At 65.9% G+C, this 17,840-nt stretch carries 19 protein-coding genes, 3 tRNA genes, 1 rRNA gene and 1 pseudogene; 7 read left to right on the forward strand and 17 right to left on the reverse strand.

Going from position 1 to position 17,840, the window contains the following annotated elements; genetic code table 11:
- The 9 genes and pseudogenes from FHR94_RS16675 to FHR94_RS16710 all read right to left on the reverse strand — a co-directional run bounded on the left by FHR94_RS16675 (position 1) and on the right by FHR94_RS16710 (position 6,008).
- Positions 1 to 744, reverse strand: a complete 744-nt coding sequence (locus FHR94_RS16675; RefSeq protein ID WP_183327379.1) for a type II toxin-antitoxin system MqsA family antitoxin — start codon at positions 742 to 744, stop codon at positions 1 to 3.
- Positions 741 to 1,112 carry a type II toxin-antitoxin system MqsR family toxin gene (locus tag FHR94_RS16680; protein ID WP_183327381.1) on the reverse strand — a complete coding sequence of 124 codons (372 nt, stop codon included), beginning with the start codon at positions 1,110 to 1,112 and terminating at the stop codon, positions 741 to 743. The genes FHR94_RS16675 and FHR94_RS16680 overlap by 4 nt, the downstream gene beginning before the upstream one ends.
- A 251-nt stretch (positions 1,113 to 1,363) precedes the next feature.
- Positions 1,364 to 1,439, reverse strand: a tRNA-Thr gene (locus tag FHR94_RS16685).
- Between the two features lie 47 nt (positions 1,440 to 1,486).
- Positions 1,487 to 1,561: transfer RNA gene (locus FHR94_RS16690), tRNA-Gln, on the reverse strand.
- Positions 1,562 to 1,567: 6 nt separating this feature from the next.
- Positions 1,568 to 1,643, reverse strand: a tRNA-Phe gene (locus FHR94_RS16695).
- A 94-nt stretch (positions 1,644 to 1,737) separates the two neighbouring features.
- Positions 1,738 to 2,010, reverse strand: coding sequence for an oxidative damage protection protein (locus FHR94_RS19530; protein ID WP_221188519.1), 273 nt, complete (start codon positions 2,008 to 2,010; stop codon positions 1,738 to 1,740).
- Positions 2,011 to 2,040: 30 nt separating this feature from the next.
- A pseudogene (gene mutY, locus FHR94_RS16700) lies at positions 2,041 to 3,129 on the reverse strand (A/G-specific adenine glycosylase); the annotation flags it as partial.
- Positions 3,130 to 3,204: 75 nt separating this feature from the next.
- Positions 3,205 to 5,556, reverse strand: coding sequence for an AsmA family protein (locus tag FHR94_RS16705; RefSeq protein ID WP_183327385.1), 2,352 nt, complete (start codon positions 5,554 to 5,556; stop codon positions 3,205 to 3,207).
- Positions 5,553 to 6,008, reverse strand: a complete 456-nt coding sequence (locus tag FHR94_RS16710; protein WP_183327387.1) for an acetyl-CoA sensor PanZ family protein — start codon at positions 6,006 to 6,008, stop codon at positions 5,553 to 5,555. Before FHR94_RS16710 ends, FHR94_RS16705 begins: the two co-directional genes overlap by 4 nt.
- Before the next feature lie 196 nt (positions 6,009 to 6,204).
- Here FHR94_RS16710 and hisB point away from each other — a divergent pair, with 196 nt between their 5' ends.
- The 4 genes from hisB to hisF all read left to right on the forward strand — a co-directional run bounded on the left by hisB (position 6,205) and on the right by hisF (position 9,097).
- Positions 6,205 to 6,798 carry an imidazoleglycerol-phosphate dehydratase HisB gene (gene hisB / locus FHR94_RS16715; protein WP_183327389.1) on the forward strand — a complete coding sequence of 198 codons (594 nt, stop codon included), beginning with the start codon at positions 6,205 to 6,207 and terminating at the stop codon, positions 6,796 to 6,798.
- Positions 6,799 to 6,828: 30 nt separating this feature from the next.
- A complete protein-coding gene (gene hisH, locus FHR94_RS16720; protein ID WP_183327391.1) occupies positions 6,829 to 7,470 on the forward strand; it encodes an imidazole glycerol phosphate synthase subunit HisH in 642 nt (213 codons plus the stop codon).
- 91 nt (positions 7,471 to 7,561) lie between these two features.
- Complete coding sequence (gene hisA / locus FHR94_RS16725; protein ID WP_183327393.1) at positions 7,562 to 8,320, forward strand: 1-(5-phosphoribosyl)-5-[(5-phosphoribosylamino)methylideneamino]imidazole-4-carboxamide isomerase; 759 nt, start codon at positions 7,562 to 7,564, stop codon at positions 8,318 to 8,320.
- 3 nt (positions 8,321 to 8,323) lie between these two features.
- The gene (gene hisF / locus FHR94_RS16730) at positions 8,324 to 9,097 is read left to right on the forward strand and encodes an imidazole glycerol phosphate synthase subunit HisF (protein WP_183327395.1); all 774 of its coding nucleotides are present in this window, start codon (positions 8,324 to 8,326) and stop codon (positions 9,095 to 9,097) included.
- 76 nt (positions 9,098 to 9,173) lie between these two features.
- Here the strand turns inward: hisF and FHR94_RS16735 are convergent, their stop codons facing one another.
- Positions 9,174 to 9,767, reverse strand: coding sequence for a YjaG family protein (locus tag FHR94_RS16735; protein ID WP_183327397.1), 594 nt, complete (start codon positions 9,765 to 9,767; stop codon positions 9,174 to 9,176).
- Positions 9,768 to 9,792: 25 nt separating this feature from the next.
- Positions 9,793 to 10,086 (reverse strand): MGMT family protein, encoded by a 294-nt coding sequence (locus tag FHR94_RS16740; protein WP_183327399.1) that lies wholly within the window; start codon positions 10,084 to 10,086, stop codon positions 9,793 to 9,795.
- Positions 10,087 to 10,133: 47 nt separating this feature from the next.
- On the opposite strand from FHR94_RS16740, the gene FHR94_RS16745 reads away from it, so the two are divergent.
- A complete protein-coding gene (locus FHR94_RS16745) occupies positions 10,134 to 10,820 on the forward strand; it encodes a type 1 glutamine amidotransferase (RefSeq protein ID WP_183327401.1) in 687 nt (228 codons plus the stop codon).
- Positions 10,821 to 10,827: 7 nt separating this feature from the next.
- Here the strand turns inward: FHR94_RS16745 and mnmH are convergent, their stop codons facing one another.
- From mnmH to FHR94_RS16770, 5 genes are all read right to left on the reverse strand, one after another.
- A complete protein-coding gene (mnmH, locus tag FHR94_RS16750) occupies positions 10,828 to 11,949 on the reverse strand; it encodes a tRNA 2-selenouridine(34) synthase MnmH (RefSeq protein WP_183327403.1) in 1,122 nt (373 codons plus the stop codon).
- Complete coding sequence (gene selD, locus FHR94_RS16755; protein WP_425485396.1) at positions 11,946 to 12,986, reverse strand: selenide, water dikinase SelD; 1,041 nt, start codon at positions 12,984 to 12,986, stop codon at positions 11,946 to 11,948. Before selD ends, mnmH begins: the two co-directional genes overlap by 4 nt.
- Before the next feature lie 56 nt (positions 12,987 to 13,042).
- Entirely contained in the window at positions 13,043 to 14,425 is a 1,383-nt protein-coding gene (gene radA / locus FHR94_RS16760; RefSeq protein ID WP_183327407.1) for a DNA repair protein RadA, read from the reverse strand.
- 117 nt (positions 14,426 to 14,542) lie between these two features.
- The gene (locus tag FHR94_RS16765) at positions 14,543 to 14,995 is read right to left on the reverse strand and encodes a copper resistance protein NlpE N-terminal domain-containing protein (protein ID WP_183327409.1); all 453 of its coding nucleotides are present in this window, start codon (positions 14,993 to 14,995) and stop codon (positions 14,543 to 14,545) included.
- 109 nt (positions 14,996 to 15,104) lie between these two features.
- Positions 15,105 to 16,001: an AEC family transporter gene (locus tag FHR94_RS16770; RefSeq protein ID WP_183327411.1), complete on the reverse strand. Its 897-nt coding sequence runs from the start codon at positions 15,999 to 16,001 to the stop codon at positions 15,105 to 15,107.
- A gap of 123 nt (positions 16,002 to 16,124) precedes the next feature.
- Between FHR94_RS16770 and hisC the strand changes: the two genes are divergently transcribed.
- Entirely contained in the window at positions 16,125 to 17,180 is a 1,056-nt protein-coding gene (hisC, locus tag FHR94_RS16775; protein WP_183327413.1) for a histidinol-phosphate transaminase, read from the forward strand.
- Positions 17,181 to 17,188: 8 nt separating this feature from the next.
- Positions 17,189 to 17,614, forward strand: a complete 426-nt coding sequence (gloA2, locus tag FHR94_RS16780; RefSeq protein WP_246390022.1) for an SMU1112c/YaeR family gloxylase I-like metalloprotein — start codon at positions 17,189 to 17,191, stop codon at positions 17,612 to 17,614.
- A 141-nt stretch (positions 17,615 to 17,755) separates the two neighbouring features.
- Here gloA2 and rrf read toward each other — a convergent pair.
- Positions 17,756 to 17,840: ribosomal RNA gene (gene rrf / locus FHR94_RS20100) — 5S ribosomal RNA — on the reverse strand; the annotation flags it as partial.

The following is a 17,840-nucleotide window of genomic DNA, read 5'->3' on the forward strand; positions in this document are numbered from 1 at the left end:
TCAGTGCCTCATCTCTAACTCAGCATCCGGCTCAGAATCAAACCCACAGCGATACAACTCTTCATCTGAACTTAACTCCTTGATCCTAGGAGTTGAAAGCTCATTCAGAGCGCTTGAAACTCCATAGACAAAGACTCTATATTTAGCATCTTCATCGACTGACTCTGCCACCTTTAGAGCACTAACAACTGACACTTCCGCGTAAGTCTTCCGAACTTTCCTCAGCGAAGTCCCCCACATAGCACTCCCTGCAGAAAACTTCGCACAAAGATCTTCTATTGGTGATGCAGAGGCAAGCCCCCTCTTAGAGGCTTTCTTAACTTCACGCGAATACTCCACGCCTTCTTTCTCGCACAGATATTCCATAACACCTGGTATATCTTCTGCGACACTCATCAGCTTATCCATAGCTGCACTTTGTGTCACTTCACCTCGCTCATATTTTGAAAAAGCGTTTGCACCACCCCCAAAGACCTTGGCAGCATCAGCTTGAGAAATCCCAAAGCGCTTCCTCAGACGAAAAACTTCACCAGCGGTTCTTCTTCCTTCAGCTTGCTTTTTCTTTTCATTGACAAGGAAAGAGTTCTCTTTATCCAGGGCATAGTCAACGAACTCTTCCTCACAAGAAGAGCACTTGTAATATTTAATACCCGGAACAGACAAATAAGCGCCTTTGTGGAGAAACTTCTCCTCCACTTCAATTATGCCGCACTCGGCAGCACAAATAACACATTGCTTACTCATAGTCTCCCACCTCTTTCGAGATGAAATGACCGAACACTAACGTGCTCGGCATTTTCAATACTTATCACCGCTTCACTGAGAGGGGTGACCAGAATCTTCACATAAATGTCACACATATACTCAGGGTTTAAGCGGGACCTCCTCCTGACAAAATAAACATCCATTTTTATATCCGGCCGATCAGAAGAAAAGTCTACGCTGTAACGATAATCACTCTCAGAAAGCTCTTCCAAAAGTAAATACTTCTCTTCACCCGCGTATCCGAGATCCTCTGCTTCGCGATAAGCATTCCTGGCAAAATTGCATTTCCTTTGCCTCACCAGCTCTCGAACCACCTCTGTAGGGTAGTGTGGCGACTCTTCTGCCATAGATCAACCATAATGGTTAGGTGTTGTCGGCCAGGCCTGCAACCCATTGTTTTACATAGAACGCACAGGCAACCAGGATCTCACGTTGGTTAGGAGACCACATTCCGAGGCGTAATGTGAAGTAGCCTGAGGAGCTGTAGCAATGAGGAAGCTGATCAAAGATTTTACGTCAAATTGTACGCATACAAAAAAACCGCCTCGATGGGCGGCCTCTTGTGTTCTGCAACGCTTTGATTTCCCGGAGGTCTCGATGGTGCCGGCACCAGGAGTCGAACCCGGGACCTACTGATTACAAGTCAGTTGCTCTACCAACTGAGCTATGCCGGCGCGCTACCGACCCGCGGGTCGAGATGCAGAAGGAAACTGGGTTGGCGTGGCTGGGGTAGCAGGATTCGAACCTGCGAATGCCGATACCAAAAACCGGTGCCTTACCACTTGGCGATACCCCAGCAATGTGGTGGCCAGAGACGGAATCGAACCGCCGACACGGGGATTTTCAATCCCCTGCTCTACCAACTGAGCTATCTGGCCCCTTGCCAACGGTGCGTATTAAACCCCAAGGCGCCGCCGGCGTCAACCCCTTCCGTTTCAGAAGGATGGCGGCAAGCCGACGGCACCTGGCCGATCACTCGCCGCGGGGCACGTAGCCCTCGGCCTGGTCGGTCTCGCGGTTGTCGAGGAAGCGCTCCATCTGCTCCATCAGGTACTCCCGGGAGGCCGGGTCGAGCATGTTGAGGTGTTTCTCGTTGATCAGGCGCGTCTGCAGCGCCTGCCATTCCTCCCAGGCTTGCCGGGAAACGCTGGCCTGGATCTCCTGGCCCTTCTTGCCGGGCAGCGGCGGGAACGGCAGGGCCTCGAGCTCCTGCTGGTACTTGCGACAGAACACGGTCTGGCTCATGGGGGACTCCTCCTCCTGGGAATCGGGTCGGGGACCCTGGGGGGCAGACAGGGTGAAGGGCGCCAGGGATTCCAGCAAGCCCTTCACCGGGGCCGCCAGCCCGATGCCGTCGGGGCGCCCGGGCTCGACCCAGCGCCGCTGCTCGCTCACCGCATCCAGCCGGGTGACTCGTGCCGGCTGCGGGGTGATCTCGAGCCGGAAGTGGCTGAACACATGGGTGAAAGGGGAACGGGCCGGGGCCAGCTCGGCGCCGGGGGCATGCACGTCCAGCCAGCCCTCGAGGTCGCCATGGTCGTCGAACTGGGGCAAACTCCAGAGTCCGCCCCATAGCCCGCTGGGGGGGCGCTGCTCCAGCAGCACCCGGCCCTTGTCGTCCTGCAGCAGCAACATGAGGGTCTCGCGGGTCGGCAGGGCCTTCTTCGGCTTCGACTCGGGGAAACGTTTCTCCTCGCCGCGGGCATGGGCCACGCAGACGTCACGGAAGGGGCAGCGGCCACAGTCGGGGCTCCCGCGTCGACACAGGGTCGCGCCGAGGTCCATCATCGCCTGGGTGAAATCCACCACCTGCGCATGCGGCGTGTAGTGCTCGGCCAGGGCCCACAGCCGGCGCTCCACGGCCGGCCTCCCGGGCCAGCCCGCCACGGCATGCAGGCGTGTCAGCACCCGCTTGACGTTGCCATCGAGGATCACCGCCCGCTCTCCGGTGCTCTGGGCAATCACCGCACCCGCGGTGGAGCGCCCGATGCCTGGCAGGGCGGCCATGGCCTCGAGGCTATGCACCGGGAACGCGCCACCATGCTCGTCCATCACGACCCGCGCCGCCTTGTGCAGGTTGCGGCCGCGGGCGTAGTAGCCAAGCCCGGTCCACAGGTGCAGCACTTCATCCTGACTGGCCTCGGCCAGGGCCTGCACGTCGGGAAAGCGGGCCATGAAGCGCTCGAAGTAGGGAATCACCGTGGTGACCTGAGTCTGCTGCAGCATGATTTCCGAGACCCAGACCCGGTAGGGGGTACGCGCCTGCTGCCAGGGCAGTTCGTGCCGACCATGGTCAGCGAACCAGGCCAGCAGGCGCTGCTGGAAGAGGTAGGGTGCCAGGATGGGGACCGGCATCTCCTTCATGGCGTACTCCGGGAAGACAACACATAAAAAAGCGCCGACGGTCAGGTCGGCGCAGGGACTGGCATTACTCGATGCTCACTTGAAGAGACCCTCCAGGGCGCCACGAAGTTCACTCCCAGCCTTGTCACCAAGTTTCTCTTCGAGCTTTTGCACGGCGTCGTCGAGTTGCTTCTCGACCTCTTCGCCGGCGCGCCGGCCGGCCTCGGCCCGCAGCTGCTCCACCAGCGTGGCTTGGAAGGCGTCGCGGTCGAAGCGGCACCATTCGGCCCGGTCACCGTCCAGCTGGCCTTCGCAGCGGACCGGGAAAGGCACGCGTGCCAGCCGCGGGTTGACCTCGCAGGCGGCATCCACGCCACCGACCAGCCGGGCAGCGGCGCTCAGTTCGAAACGCTCACTGACCAGGTCGAGCTGTCCGCTACCGCCGATCTCGATACCCGGCAGGATGACCGTAAGGTCCTCGTTGTAGGCCACACCGTCGCGGAGGTCGAAGCTCGCCTCCGCGCGCTCGAAGCGGGTGTCCGGGGCCCAGTCACGACGGGTGGCCTCTCCCTCTAGGGTCGCCACGGCGGTGCACAGTTCCCGGGAGACGTTGGTCCCGACGATCGCGCCCTCATCGAGGCGCGAGGTCAGTCGCCCGTTCAGCGAGCGCGTCAGTTCGCCCAGGCGGTTGCCCCGGGCCTCTAGACGTCCCTTACCGCTGAAGCGACCGCTCAGCGGAGCAGGCTCGTCACTGAGGGTCTCCAGCAGCGAGGCCAGGCGGATCCGCGACAGCGTCGGCGAGAGCTGCCAGCGCAGCGGCGCCTGGCGCACATCGAGCTCGCCGGTGGCCGCCAGGCGGCCCTCGTGGAAGCCCGCCTCGAAGGCAGTCAACCGGTGGCGACCATCGCGTCCTTCGAGACTCAGGTCGACGTCCTGGAAGGCCAGCCCCGTCAGACGCAGCTCACCCAGCGCCAGATGGGCGTCCAGGTCGAGCTCGGCCAGCCAGGAGGCCGGCACCAAGGGGGCCTTATCCTCCTCGGCCCAGGCACGTCCCACGCCCGGCAGCCGGGCCGAGGCGCCGTCCCGGGCCGCATCCCGTGGGGGCAGGTAGGCATCGAGATTCAGGCGATCCCCCTGTAGGTCGATCGCCAGTCGACGACCATCGAAGCCCGCCGCCAACCGCCCGGTCAGGGTGCTGTCGTCCAGCGCCAGGGTCAGGCCATCCAGCTCGATGGCCGAAAGGTCACCGCTGACCGGGCTGGTCAGGGCCACCTGGGAGAGGGCAGTGGTGCCGGCCATGGTCGGCATCATGCGCAGGCGTACCAGCCAGGGCCTCAGCGAGAGCGGGGCCAGGCGCACCTGACCGCTGTAGCGGGGGGCCGCGCCTAGTTGCTCCAGGCCGAGGTTGCCGCTCAGATCGAGCCCGTCGGGACCGGTCAGGGACAGCTCGCGCAGCTGCGCGGTCTGCTCGGCCAGGTCGGCCTCCATCAAAAGGCTCAGCGTCAGCGGCAGGCGCTTGTCGCCCAGCTGCGGGTGCAGCAGGCTGGCCTCCAGGGTACCGCCATCGAGCCGCAGCTGCTGTGCCTTGAGATCGACCGCGAGCTCTTTCGCCACTAGGGAAGCCTCCTGGGCTTCCTCCCCATTCTCCAGCAGGGTGCTGGTCTTCAGCGACAGGTCCGAGAGCACGTGTCGGCCCTCCACGAGCCCCAGCTGCATCCTGGCATCCAGCGTCATGTCGCTGGCGATGGCCGGATCCAGGCCCTTCTCCCGCCCATCTAGCGTATCGTGCATGACCAGACGGAAGGCCGTAGAGAGGGGGAAGGCCCGACGGGGGTTGACGTTGCTCCCGGTGATCGCCAGTTGCTCGATGAGCAGTTCGCGGTCGGCCGGCACGTCGCGATAATACACCTCGCCATTGCGCACCTCGACACTGGCGATGTTCAGCGCCACCGGCAGACCGCTCGCGCCGGGTGCCTCGGGGTTGGCACCGGCACTGGCCGGGGCCAGCACGGCTTCGGCCTGCTCACCCCGTTCGCCCAGCCGCTCGAGGAGCACCTGCCAGTTGCCTTCTCCCTGAGCATTACGCGCCAGATTGAGCACCACCCCGTCGAGGGTCAGTCCATCGATGGCGATCTCGCCACGCAGCAGCGGGGCGAAGGCGAGGCTGACCTCGGCATGATCGAACGCCGCAAAGGGCGCCGCCTCGGTTTCCTGGGTGGGCAGGTGGGCCTCGGCGGCCTCGACGCTCACCCCCAGCCGCGGGTAGAAGGACCAGGCAAGGGGCCCCTCCAGGGCCAGCTCGAGGCCACTGTGCTCGCGGACCACCTCGACCAGTCGCGGCTTGAGGTCATTAGGATCAACGAAGGTGGTGACATAGACCACCGCCCCGACCATTACCAGGCCGAGCACACCGATCGCCGCCAGCAGGGTGCGCAACAGTCGCTTCATGGCGGCCCGTCCTTCTTCGGTGGCAACTCGAGCTCGAAGTAGTCGCCGGCCGGGGTCAGCCGGTAGCCCAGGCGAGACAGTAGCATCTGATCCGGCATGGGCAGTTGCGAGGAGACCACCCGCAGCCGGGCGCCAGAAGCGCGAGCCGCCTCGCTGGTCAACGCCAGCAGGCGCGAGCCGACACCGCGGCGACGGGTGTTGCGGCGCACGCAAAGGTGCGACAGCCACCAGGCCTGGCCCTCGGCACGTACCGCCACGGCACCCAGCAGGCGGTCGTTGAAGCGGGCGCAGCTGAAGAAATGGTTGGCGCCCAGATGCTCACGGATGAACTCTTCCGCGGGTCTCGGCAGGCGCTCGGGGGGGGCATCGGTATAGATGCGCATCAGATCGGTACGCGCCTGGGCGTCCTTATCCCAGGTGGCCTGGTCGACATGGTGAAGCGTCACCGGCATGCGAGGTTCTCCCTGACGCCGTGGTGGCAAGATCGCCAGCACGGGTGTGGCCGCATTGTAGCGGATGGGGGTGGCGTTTCACTATAATGGTCGCCTCGCTGCGGCAGGCCTCGCCCCTGCCCCTCCGCTCGTCATGCCCCTTTGAGACGAGCCACAGGCCTCACCCTTACATGCGCCACGGCGCTGGAGACCCGACATGTCCGAGCGTATCGCGACGGTCACCCGCAACACCCAGGAAACCCGGATCACCGTCACCGTGAACCTCGATGGCGAGGGCCGCCTGGCCTGTGAGACCGGCGTTCCCTTCCTGGATCACATGCTCGACCAGGTGGCCCGCCACGGTCTGATCGACCTGGACATCGCGGCCGAGGGCGACCTGCATATCGACGACCACCACACCGTGGAGGACCTCGGGATCACCCTGGGCCAGGCCTTCCACCAAGCCATCGGCGATAAACGCGGCATCTATCGCTACGGCCACGCCTATGTCCCCCTGGACGAGGCCCTGTCACGGGTCGTGGTAGACTTCTCCGGCCGCCCGGGCCTGTTCATGGACGTCGAGTTCACCCGCGCCAGCATCGGCCGCCTGGATACCCAACTGTTCTGGGAGTTCTTTCAAGGCTTCGTCAACCACGCCCGGGTCACCCTGCACATCGACAACCTGAAGGGCTTCAATGCCCACCACCAGGCGGAAACCATCTTCAAGGCCTTCGGCCGCGCGCTGCGCATGGCCGTGGCCCCGGACCCGCGCATGGCCGGCCAGATGCCGTCCACCAAGGGCAGTCTTTGACGCCGCCGACCGACACACGAGGAGCGCCCCATGACCATTGCCGTCATCGACTACGGAATGGGCAACCTGCATTCCGTTGCCAAGGCACTGGAGCACGTCACCCATGAGAACGTAATCGTGACCCGGGATGCCCGTCGCATCCGTGGCGCGACGCGCCTGGTCCTGCCGGGCCAGGGTGCCATCCGTGACTGCATGGGCGAGTTGGAGCGCACCGAGCTGCGCGGCCTGGTGGAGGAACTGCTGGCCCAGCAGGCTAAGCCACTGCTGGGGATCTGCGTCGGCCAGCAGATGCTGTTCGACCGCAGCGAGGAGAACGGCGGCATCGACTGCCTGGGCTTTTTGCCCGGCCAGGTGAGGCGCTTCCCGACCGACATGCAGGACGCGCGGGGACGGCGCCTGAAGGTCCCTCACATGGGCTGGAACCTGGTGCACCAGCACCATGAGCACCCGCTGTGGGCCGGTATCGACCAGGACGAGCACTTCTACTTCGTGCACGGCTACTACGCCGAGGCCGCCGACGATGCCCATGTCCTCGGCACCACCGACTATGGTCGGGTCACCGCCCACGTGGCGGTGGGGCGCGATGCGACCTTCGCCGTGCAGTTCCATCCGGAGAAGAGCTCCCGCGCCGGCCTCAGGCTGCTCGAGAACTTCGTGCAGTGGATGCCCTAAGCATCAGCGCCGGACTCGACAACCGGGCGCCCACCGCGCACCACCCTTTCTTTACCCGGCGCTCGACGCCGCGCCAACCGAGGACAATGACATGCTGGTGATTCCCGCCATCGATCTCAAGGACGGCACGTGCGTCCGCCTCAAGCAGGGCCGGATGGACGATGCCACCACCTACGGTGACGATCCCGTGGCCATGGCCGCGCGCTGGGTCGAGGCCGGCGCCCGCCGCCTGCACCTGGTCGATCTTAACGGCGCCTTCGAGGGCGTGCCGGTCAACTTTGATGCGGTCACGGCGATCGCCCGGGCTTACCCCGGCCTGCCGATCCAGATCGGCGGCGGTATCCGCTCGGCGACCACCATCGAGCATTATCTCGACGCCGGAGTCTCCTACGTGATCATCGGTACCCAGGCGGTCAAGGAGCCGACCTTCGTCACCGAGATGTGCCGCGCTTTTCCCGGTCACGTGATCGTCGGCCTCGATGCCCAAGATGGCTTCGTTGCCACCGACGGCTGGGCCGAGGTCTCGACGGTAAAAGCGGTGGATCTGGCCAAGCGCTTTGCCGATGATGGCGTCTCGAGCATCGTCTACACCGACATCGCCCGCGACGGCATGATGGGCGGCGTCAACGTCGAGGCCACCGCCGAACTGGCCCGCGAAGGCGGCCTGCCGGTGATTGCCTCCGGTGGGGTCACCGACCTCGACGACCTGCGCGCCCTGGTCGCCACCGGGGAGCCGGGGATACTGGGCGCCATCACCGGACGCGCCATCTACGAAGGCAGCCTGGACGTGGCCGAGGCCCAGGCCCTGTGCGACGAACTCACCTCCACCCAGCAACCGGCGAGGAGCTGATCCATGGGACTGGCCAAGCGCATCATTCCGTGTCTCGACGTCGACGCCGGCCGGGTGGTCAAGGGCGTCAACTTCATCGGCATCCGCGACGCCGGCGACCCGGTGGAAATCGCCCAGCGCTACAACCAGCAGGGCGCCGACGAGATCACCTTCCTCGACATCACGGCGAGCCACGAGGACCGCGACACCACCGTGGAGATGGTCGAGCGCATCGCCGGCGAGGTGTTCATTCCACTGACCGTGGGCGGCGGCATCCGCACCTGCGACGACATCCGTACCATGCTCAATGCCGGGGCCGACAAGGTCTCGATCAATACCGCTGCCGTCACCAACCCGGACTTCGTTCACGAGGCCGCCGAGCGCTTCGGCAGCCAGTGCATCGTGGTGGCCATCGACGCCAAGCAGGTCGCCAAGGAGGGAGAGCCGCCTCGCTGGGAGATCTTCACCCATGGCGGGCGCCGCCCCACCGGCCTGGACGCCGTGGAGTGGGCGAAGAAGATGGTGGAACTCGGCGCCGGTGAACTGCTGTTGACCAGCATGGACCGCGACGGCACCCGAGAGGGTTTCGACCTGGGAATGACCCGCGCTATCGCTGATGCGGTAACGGTCCCGGTCATCGCCTCCGGCGGCGTCGGCAATCTCGACCACCTGGTGGACGGGATCGTCGATGGCGGTGCCGACGCGGTGCTGGCCGCTAGCATCTTCCACTTTGGCGAGTACACCATCCCTGAGGCCAAGCGCTACATGGCCACCCACGGCATCGAGATGCGCCTGTGAGCGGGGGCTGATCACAGCCAACACCGCAGAAGCCCGCCGGATGGCGGGCCCTGCATGTTGCCGCCCTGCCGCGCGCCTATGCCTCAGCGTTGAGCCCCAGGTTACTGACGCCTTCATTGCGACCCAGCCGACGTAGTGCCTTGAGGGCCTCACGATCGAGATGCCCCTCCACCGCCTCGAGCACCGCATCCTGGAAGGCGTTCTCGTCTTCCATCAACGGATGGCGGCGCACCAGCTCACCCAGCCGCGTGGCATCCTCCTCTCCCTCGGTCAGCTCGATAAAGGCGCGTACGCCTCCCTTGGAGGCCCTGCTGACCTCCAGCACCGCCTCCGGCGCCTCGCCGCGCAGGGTATCGAGCAGCGCCGACACCGCCACCACCGCCTCCAGCGCCCGGCGCGCCCCGAAACTGTCGTCCTCGGCCGGTGGCTCCAGCGCCGCAAGCTTCTCGGCCTGTCGGTCGAAGTCGATGCGGGCGTCCTTCACCGCCAGCCGTTCCCAGACCAGGTCGAGCACGGCGTACAGTCCCTTCACCTCGCCGTGGCCGGTGGTCTCGGCATAGAGGGCGTAGTTGGGCAAGAGCCGCTCGCACAGCGCCGCCATGAAGGCCTGCTGGCGACGCGGCGAAAGCGCTTGCAGGCGCTGGAAGAAGCCGCCGGATGAGTGGCTCATAAAATCTCCTCGTGTTTCATTGGTCTTAGGGCCAGAGGCGTTCGCTGGCCACTCGACCCCGGTTGTCGAAGGCCACGCCCTCCTCGATCAGCCGGCGGCGCTGCTCCGCGGTGCCGGGATGATCGGCCAGCTTGCGCGAGGCGGTGATCACACGGAACCACGGCAGACCGTGTCCGGGCGGCAGTTCCCGCAGTGCCCGGGCCACCAGGCGCGGCGTACCAACCTCGGTCATGGCGGCGATGCGACCATAAGTGGTCACGCGTCCCCGCGGGATCTCGGCCAGCACGGTGAGTATCTGTTCCTTGAGGGAGGTCTTCATGTACCCTTCCGCTCCCGCGTTACCCAATGACACAGGCGAGGTGTCACATGCATCTTCATCTGCTTCAGCATAGCCCGCACCAAGGCCCGGCCCGGCTCGCCGACTGGCTCACCAGCATGGGGCACAGCCATACGGTCTTTCACCTGGATCAGGGCGAGCTGCCGCCACGGCTGGCCGACGGCGACGCCCTGATCGTCCTCGACGGTGGCCACGCGGGCGACGCCCCCGCCTGGGAGCGCCGCGAGCGCAAGCTGATCGATCAGGCCCTGGACGGCCGCAAGCCCTTGCTCGGCATCGGCTACGGTGCCCGGCTGATCGCCGAGGCCCTGGAAGCCCCGGTGTCCCGGGGTACCTATGCCGAGACCGGCTGGCACGACGTGACCCTGGCCCCCGACAGTCCCTTCGATCTGCCGGAGACCTTCGAGGCCTTCATGTGGCATCGCGAGATCTTCGGTCTGCCCGAGGACGCCCTGCCCTTGGGCGGCAGCGAGGCCAGCCCGCTGCAGGGCTTCGCCTGGGACGGCGGTCGCGTGGTGGGGCTGCTCTGCCATCTGGAGGCGACACCCGGAAGCGTGTCCGCAATGCTCGATCACCTGTCGCTTCCACCGGGCAGCGCGACCAGCCCCCATGCCCAGACTCGCCAGGAGATGGTCGCCAACCCTAGGCGCTTCGACCGGCTGGCCCCCTTGCTGGACCGAGTGCTGACGCAGTGGTTGCGCACCGCGACCACCTGAATTGGTCTCAGGCCGGTGCCGTCGCCGGCCTCCCGGCCCGGGGGACCGACTGTCCCCAGTCCCGTGCCGCCTGGAGGCAGCTCTCCCAATCGCCCACATGGAGGAAGCGCTGGTCATCGTGCTTCTCTAGCTGATAGCGGTACATAGGGTCGTAGTATTCGGTCAGCAGCGGGGCCAGCCAGGCCTCGTGGGCCTGGCGGTTGCCCCGCTCGTGCTCCCGAAAGGCCAGGGCCTGCAGGCGCTGCAGCCGGGCGAGCCGGGCACTGCCCAGGCGTTTCTTCAGGCGCATGAGCGAGAGGGCGAGCTGCTTGCGCATCAGCGCCCAACCGAGCCACTCGCCGCAGTGGTGGCGATAGACCGCCCAGAGGTCATCGATATAGTCCTTGTGGATTTGCGCCAGACGCCAGTCCAGCGGCATCTCGACCCGTACCCGGGGAGCCATCTGCATGGCGCGCCAGAAGGTCAGCGGGATATTGGCGGCACCGATGTGGCGCGACTCGTCCTCCACCACCACCGGCCCCGGCAGCTCGAGCAGGCGGCGCCCCATGGCGTGCTCGAAGTCGATCTGGCTGGGCGCCGGCAGGGGGTGGCGACCGAAGGCAGACCCCTTGTGGCGCGCACAGCCCTCCAGGTCCAGGCCATGATCCAGGGCCTGGATCAGACTGGTCTTGGCACAGCCGGTAAGCCCGCCCACCACCAGTAGTGGCTGCTCGGCGGCGGCGTCGATGCGCGCGCATAGCGCCTGGCGCATGGCCTTCCAGCCGCCCCGGATACGCGGCCGATCGATGCCGGTCTCGCAGAGCCACTGCTGGGCCAGTCGGGAGCGCAGCCCGCCCCGGAAGCAGAAGATGAGGGCGTCGGGATGTGCCTCGACCAGACGCCGCCAGGCGGCGACCCGGGCGGCCTTGAGACCGCCGCTGACGAGCCGCTCGCCCAGGGCGATGGCCGCCGCCTGGCCCTGCTGCTTGTAAGCGATGCCCACCTGGTGGCGCTCCGCGTCATCCATCAGCGGCAGGTTGACCGCGCCCGGCAGGCTCCCTTGGGCGAACTCCACCGGGGCGCGCACATCGATCAGCACCCGCCCCTCGCGCAGCAGTCCGAGGTCGGGCTCGACCAGCGGCAGGCTCATCCCCGAACCTCGATGCGCGCCTCGCCGCGAGCCCTGACAACCTCGCCGAAGGGCTGGAGCTCGACCCCCTGGGCCCGGCCGATGCGCTCCACATCGTCTTCCCAGGAGGGGTGCACCGACAGCAGCAGGCCACCGGAGGTCTGGGGGTCGCAGAGCCACTGCCAGTGAGCCTCGTCCATCGCCGGCAGGGCCGTCCCCAAGGCATCGCGGTTGCGCTGGGTACCACCGGGCACCGCGCCTTGGCGGCGATAGGCCTCGGCCTCGGCGAGCCTCGGCAGGCGGCGGAAGTCGATGCGTGCCGCCACGTCGCTGGCCTCACACATCTCGGCCAGGTGCCCGGCCAGCCCGAAGCCGGTGACGTCAGTCATGGCATGCACCCCGGCGACCTTCGCCAGCTCTACGCCGATGGCATTGGACTTGAGCATGGTCTCGCGAGCCAGCCCATGGTGGCCGGCCTCCAGCAGGCCCTGCTTCTCGGCGGTGGTGAGCAGTCCCACGCCCAGCGGCTTGGTCAGGAACAGCAAGTCCCCTACCTGGGCGCCCTTGTTGAGCTTGAGGTGCTCGAGATCCACCAGGCCGTTGACCGCCAGGCCGAAGATCGGCTCCGGGGCATCGATGGAGTGACCGCCGGCCAGCGCCAGCCCCAGTTCCCGGCACACCGCCTGGGCACCGGCCACCACGTCGCCGGCGATATCGGCCCCGAGCTTGTCCAGCGGCCAGCCGAGGATACCGAGGGCCAGCACCGGCTGGCCGCCCATGGCATAGACGTCGCTGATGGCATTGATGGCCGCAATGCGGCCGAAGTCGAAGGGATCATCGACGATCGGCATGAAGAAGTCGGTGGTGGCGATCATGCCCCGCCCGTCCCCCAGGTCATAAACAGCGGCATCCTCCCGCCCCTGGTTACCGACGATCAGTCGGGCATGGCTCGCCCCAGGGCCGGCCTTGGCCAGGATGCCGTCCAGGACATCGGGGGCGATCTTGCAGCCACAGCCGGCACCATGGCTGTACTGGGTCAGTCGGATGGCACTCATCATGATCTCCTTGGCAATCGTTACCGATATTCTACATCACCGCCTACCCCCGTCGGGTCTCACAGGACCTCGAGGGCATCGGCCAGCTTGTCGACGGCCACGACCTCCATGCCCGGCGGCCCGCGCTTGGGGGCATTGGCCCGGGGGACGATCGCCCGCGTGAAGCCGTGCTTGGCGGCCTCGACGATACGCTCCTGGCCGCTGGGCACCGGACGGATCTCGCCGGACAGCCCCACCTCACCGAACACCACCAGCTCCCGGGGCAACGGCCGACCCTGCAGGCTCGAGACCACGGCCAGCAGCACGGCCAGATCGGCGCTGGTCTCCAGCACCTTGACTCCGCCCACCACATTGAGGAAGACGTCCTGGTCCCCGGTAAAGAGCCCACCATGGCGGTGCAGCACCGCCAGCAACATGGCCAGGCGGTTCGGGTCGAGCCCGACCGCCACCCGGCGGGGATTTCCCAGCGCCGACTCGTCGAGCAGCGCCTGCACCTCGACGAGGATCGGCCGGGTGCCCTCCCAGACCACCATCACCAGGCTGCCCGGCGCCTGTTCCTCACCACGGGAGAGGAAGATCGCACTGGGGTTCTTCACCTCCTTGAGCCCATGCTCGAGCATGGCGAAGACCCCCAACTCGTTCACGGCCCCGAAGCGATTCTTCTGCCCGCGCAGGGTGCGGAAACGCGAGTCGGCGCCCCCCTCCAGCAGCAAGGAGGCATCGATCATGTGCTCTAGTACCTTGGGACCGGCCAGGGTGCCGTCCTTGGTCACGTGGCCCACCAGCAACAGCACGGTGTTGCTCTGCTTGGCGAAGCGGGTCAGGGCCGCCGCCGACTCACGCACCTGGGCCACGCCGCCGGGGGCGGAACCAATATCCTCCAGGTGCATGGTCTGGATGGAATCGATGATCAGGATCTCGGGGCGCTCGCGCTCGACCACGGCGAGGATGGTCTCGATGCTGGTCTCGGCCAGCATCTTGAGCCCCTGCACCGGCAGCTGGAGGCGGTGGGCCCGCATGGCGACCTGGGAGAGCGACTCTTCACCGGTGACATACAGCACCCGGCGCGACTGAGCCAGCTTGCCGGCGGTCTGCAGCAGCAGGGTCGACTTGCCGGCGCCGGGGTGCCCGCCGAGCAGCACGGCGGATCCGGGCACCAGGCCACCGCCTAGCACCCGGTCGAACTCCGCGAAGGTGGAGGACAGGCGCGGCACCTCGCCGAGATCGACGCTGGCCAGATCAATCACTTCCCGGGACAGGCTGCCGGCATAGCCGCCGCGTGGGCCGCTCCCCGGGGCCGTCGTGGCGGCACCGGGGCGCGCCGCGGACAGGCGCACCTCACTGAGGGTGTTCCACTCCTGGCAGCTTGAGCATTGCCCCTGCCACTTGCGGTACTCGGCACCACACTCGGTGCAGACGAAGGCACTCTTTACTTTGGCCATGGGGCACTCTCTCCTGCGGTCATGACCCATTCTACCCACTGCAGGCCTCGCCCCGGCAGCATGCCTGTAATGACAAGGGGCGACCCTCAGGCCGCCCCTCGGCACCTCAGCCCTCGCCTACAGGCGCTTGAGCTGCAGCATCTCGTTGTTCTGGAAGCGGCGCAGGTTGGGATCGATCAGCTCCAGCGTCTGCGGATCGAGGCGCAGGAAGTAGTAGATCTGTCCATCACCCTCCGGCGTCAGCTCATAGATGGTGGCGTTGGGCATCTCTTCCGGACCATCCAGCAGCACCCAGTTGCCCTCGTAGGTCTCGTCGGGTGGATTCTGCGGATGTCCCCGGTAGGAGGCTTCGAGATCGAAGGTCCGCTCCGCGGGAGCACTCTGCTCGTCCCCCACCAGCGTCACGTTCAGGTCGATGCCGTCACAGTTACGGCATGGCAGGGTGCCCTGGTAGGTCACCTCGGGTTCAGCCATCTCGGGAGCGCCGGCTCCCGGCCCGGTGGGACCGGTCGCACAGCCGGCCAGCAGGGCAAGCATGGCCGAGCCGGCCAGCAGGGTCCTGATTTGCATGTGTGTCCTCCTAACCAATAAGCATGGCGCCGTAGACCACGGCAGCCTGGGTGACAGCATAACCTCTCGCACCCACAGCGGACAGCCTTGGTGTCCGCCGGTTCCCTCCTCAGGCGGCAGCTGGCTGGACGTGGAGGAAGACCAGGCCCAGCACGACCGGGATCACGACCAGGCTGCCCAGGTTACCGATCAGTACCAGCGAGGCCACCTTCTGAGGCTCCTGTCGATACTGCTCCGCCACCAGGTAGTTGAGCACTGCCGGTGGCAGGGCGGCGAAGACCCACAGGGCCGCTGCCTGCAGGCCGTCGAGGTCGAGCCACGCGATCAGGGGCATGACGAATATCAGCCCGGAGAGGGGACAGAGCAGTGCCCCCAACAGTCCCGTTTTCCAGTCGCTGAAATCGATGTCGAGCATGCGCACCCCGAGCGCGAAGAGCATCAGGGGAATGCAGACACCCCCGAGCATGTCCAGCGCCTGCAGCAGCCACGCCGGCACCGGGACACCGCCCAGGTTCACCCCCAGCCCGGCGAGGCTGGCGAGCACGATGGGCATGCGCAGCAGGCGCCACAGCGGCGTGTGGGGGCTAAGCATGTAGAGGCCCAGCGAGAAGTGCAGCAGCATCTCGACGATGAACAGCACCACCGCCGCCGGCAGGGCCGCCTCGCCGAAGGCCAGCACCAGCAGTGGGATCCCCATGTTGCCGGAATTGTTGAACATCATGGGTGGCAGGAAGGTGCGGGTATCGAGCTCAAGCCATTTCGTCAAGGGCCAGAGCACCACCCCAGACCCCACCACCACCACGGCCCCGGCCAGGGCCAGGCCGGCATAATCCACCAGGGGCGCCTGGCGATCCGCCAGCACCGCGAACACCAGCATGGGCACGAAGAGTTCCATGTTGAGGGTGTTGAGCCCCCGAATATCCGGGGTTCGGTAGCGCCCGTACAGGGTGCCGCACCCGGCGATCAGGAACACGGGCAGCAGGGTGGCAAGTATCTGAGCGGTCATCGGGCGAATCCGTAGGAGGCGAATGATCGACAGCGACCCACGAGACTAGCATGGTCGCCGCTTGCGTGGTCACGCCGCCCGGGTCACCATGACCAAAGTCCAACCACCCCCGAGCGAGTGACCATGAGCAAGTTCTGGAGCCCGGCCGTGCGGGCGCTGACACCCTATGTGCCCGGCGAGCAACCCCGCGAGCAACTGATCAAGCTGAACACCAATGAGAACCCCTACCCGCCGGCCCCGGGGGTGGAGGCGGTGCTGCGCGACTATCCGGCGGACCACCTGCGTCGCTACCCGGACCCCGACTCCCGCGCTCTGCGCGAGGCCTTGGCCGAAGAGTTCGGGGTAGAGGTCGAGCAGGTCTTCGTCGGCAACGGCTCCGACGAGGTGCTGGCCCTGGCCTTCCAGGCGTTCTTCCGGCATGACCGGCCGGTGGAGATGCCCGCCATCTCCTACAGTTTCTATCCGGTCTATTGCCGCCTCTATGAAGTGGAGCGTCGGGTCCACGACCTGGACGACCAGTGGCGGGTCGACCTCAGCGCCTTCGGCAACGACAGCGGCGGCGTGATCTTTGCCAACCCCAATGCCCCCACCGGCCATGGCCACGGCCGCCAGGCCATCGCCGGCCTTCTGGAACGGGTCACCGAGCCGGTGGTGCTGGTCGACGAAGCCTATGTGGATTTCGGTGGCGAGAGTGCCGTGCCGCTGGTTGAGCGCTTCCCTAACCTGCTGGTCACCGGCACCTTCTCGAAGTCACGCAGCCTGGCCGGTCTGCGCCTCGGCTACGCCGTCGGCTCTCGTGAGCTGATCGAGGGGCTGGAACGCGTGAAGAACTCCTTCAACTCCTATCCCGTCGACAGCCTGGCCAGCACCGTGGGCATTGCCGCGCTGGCGGATCACGAGCACTTCGAGGCGTGCCGCGAGGCCGTGATCACTACCCGTGAGCGCACCCGTGGCCACCTCGAGACCCTGGGCTTCCAGGTACTGCCCTCCCTCACCAACTTCCTGCTCGTTACCCACCCGGGCTTCGACGCGGCCCAGTTGTTCGTCGGCCTGCGCGAGCGAGGTGTACTGGTTCGTCACTTCAATACCCAGGCGTTACGGGACCATCTGCGTATCTCCGTCGGCACCGACGACGAGATGGAAACCCTGATCGAGACCCTGGAGGACCTGTGCCGCTAGGAGCCCAGATGAGCCCGATGCACGCCTGCCTGCCACTGGCGGGCATACACCACGTGGCACTGATCACCGCCGACTATCCACGGGCCAGGCGCTTCTATCTCAAGGTGCTGGATGCACAGATCCTGCAGGAGACTTACCGGGCCGAGCGGGATAGCCACAAGCTCGACCTGCGCCTTCCCGGTGGCATCCAGCTGGAACTGTTCTCGTTTCCCTCTCCGCCGCCGCGCCCCAGCTATCCGGAAGCCTGCGGCCTGCGTCACCTGGCACTGGCCACTACGAACCTCGACGCGTGCGTGGCGCTTCTGGTATCCCGTGAAGCGCGGCCGGAGCCGATCCGGGTGGACACGCTCACCGGGGCACGCTTCACTTTCCTGGCCGACCCCGACGGCACGCCCATCGAGCTCTACGAAGTATCGGCCAATGATCACCGATGATTGACCGGGGTCTTGGAAATCACCCCACGACGAAAAACCCCCAACTCGCAAGAGGCTGGGGGTTCAGGATAGGCGCCGGACGATGATCGCGCATGAAAACGCCCCGACCTCTTTCGAGGCCGGGGCGTTTCCGGGATAGATGCCTGACGATGACCTACTCTCGCATGGGGAAGCCCCACACTACCATCGGCGCTGAGCGGTTTCACTGCTGAGTGCGGCATGGGAT

This window comes from Halomonas cerina, from assembly GCF_014192215.1.
Taxonomy (GTDB): Bacteria; Pseudomonadota; Gammaproteobacteria; order Pseudomonadales; family Halomonadaceae; genus Halomonas; species Halomonas cerina.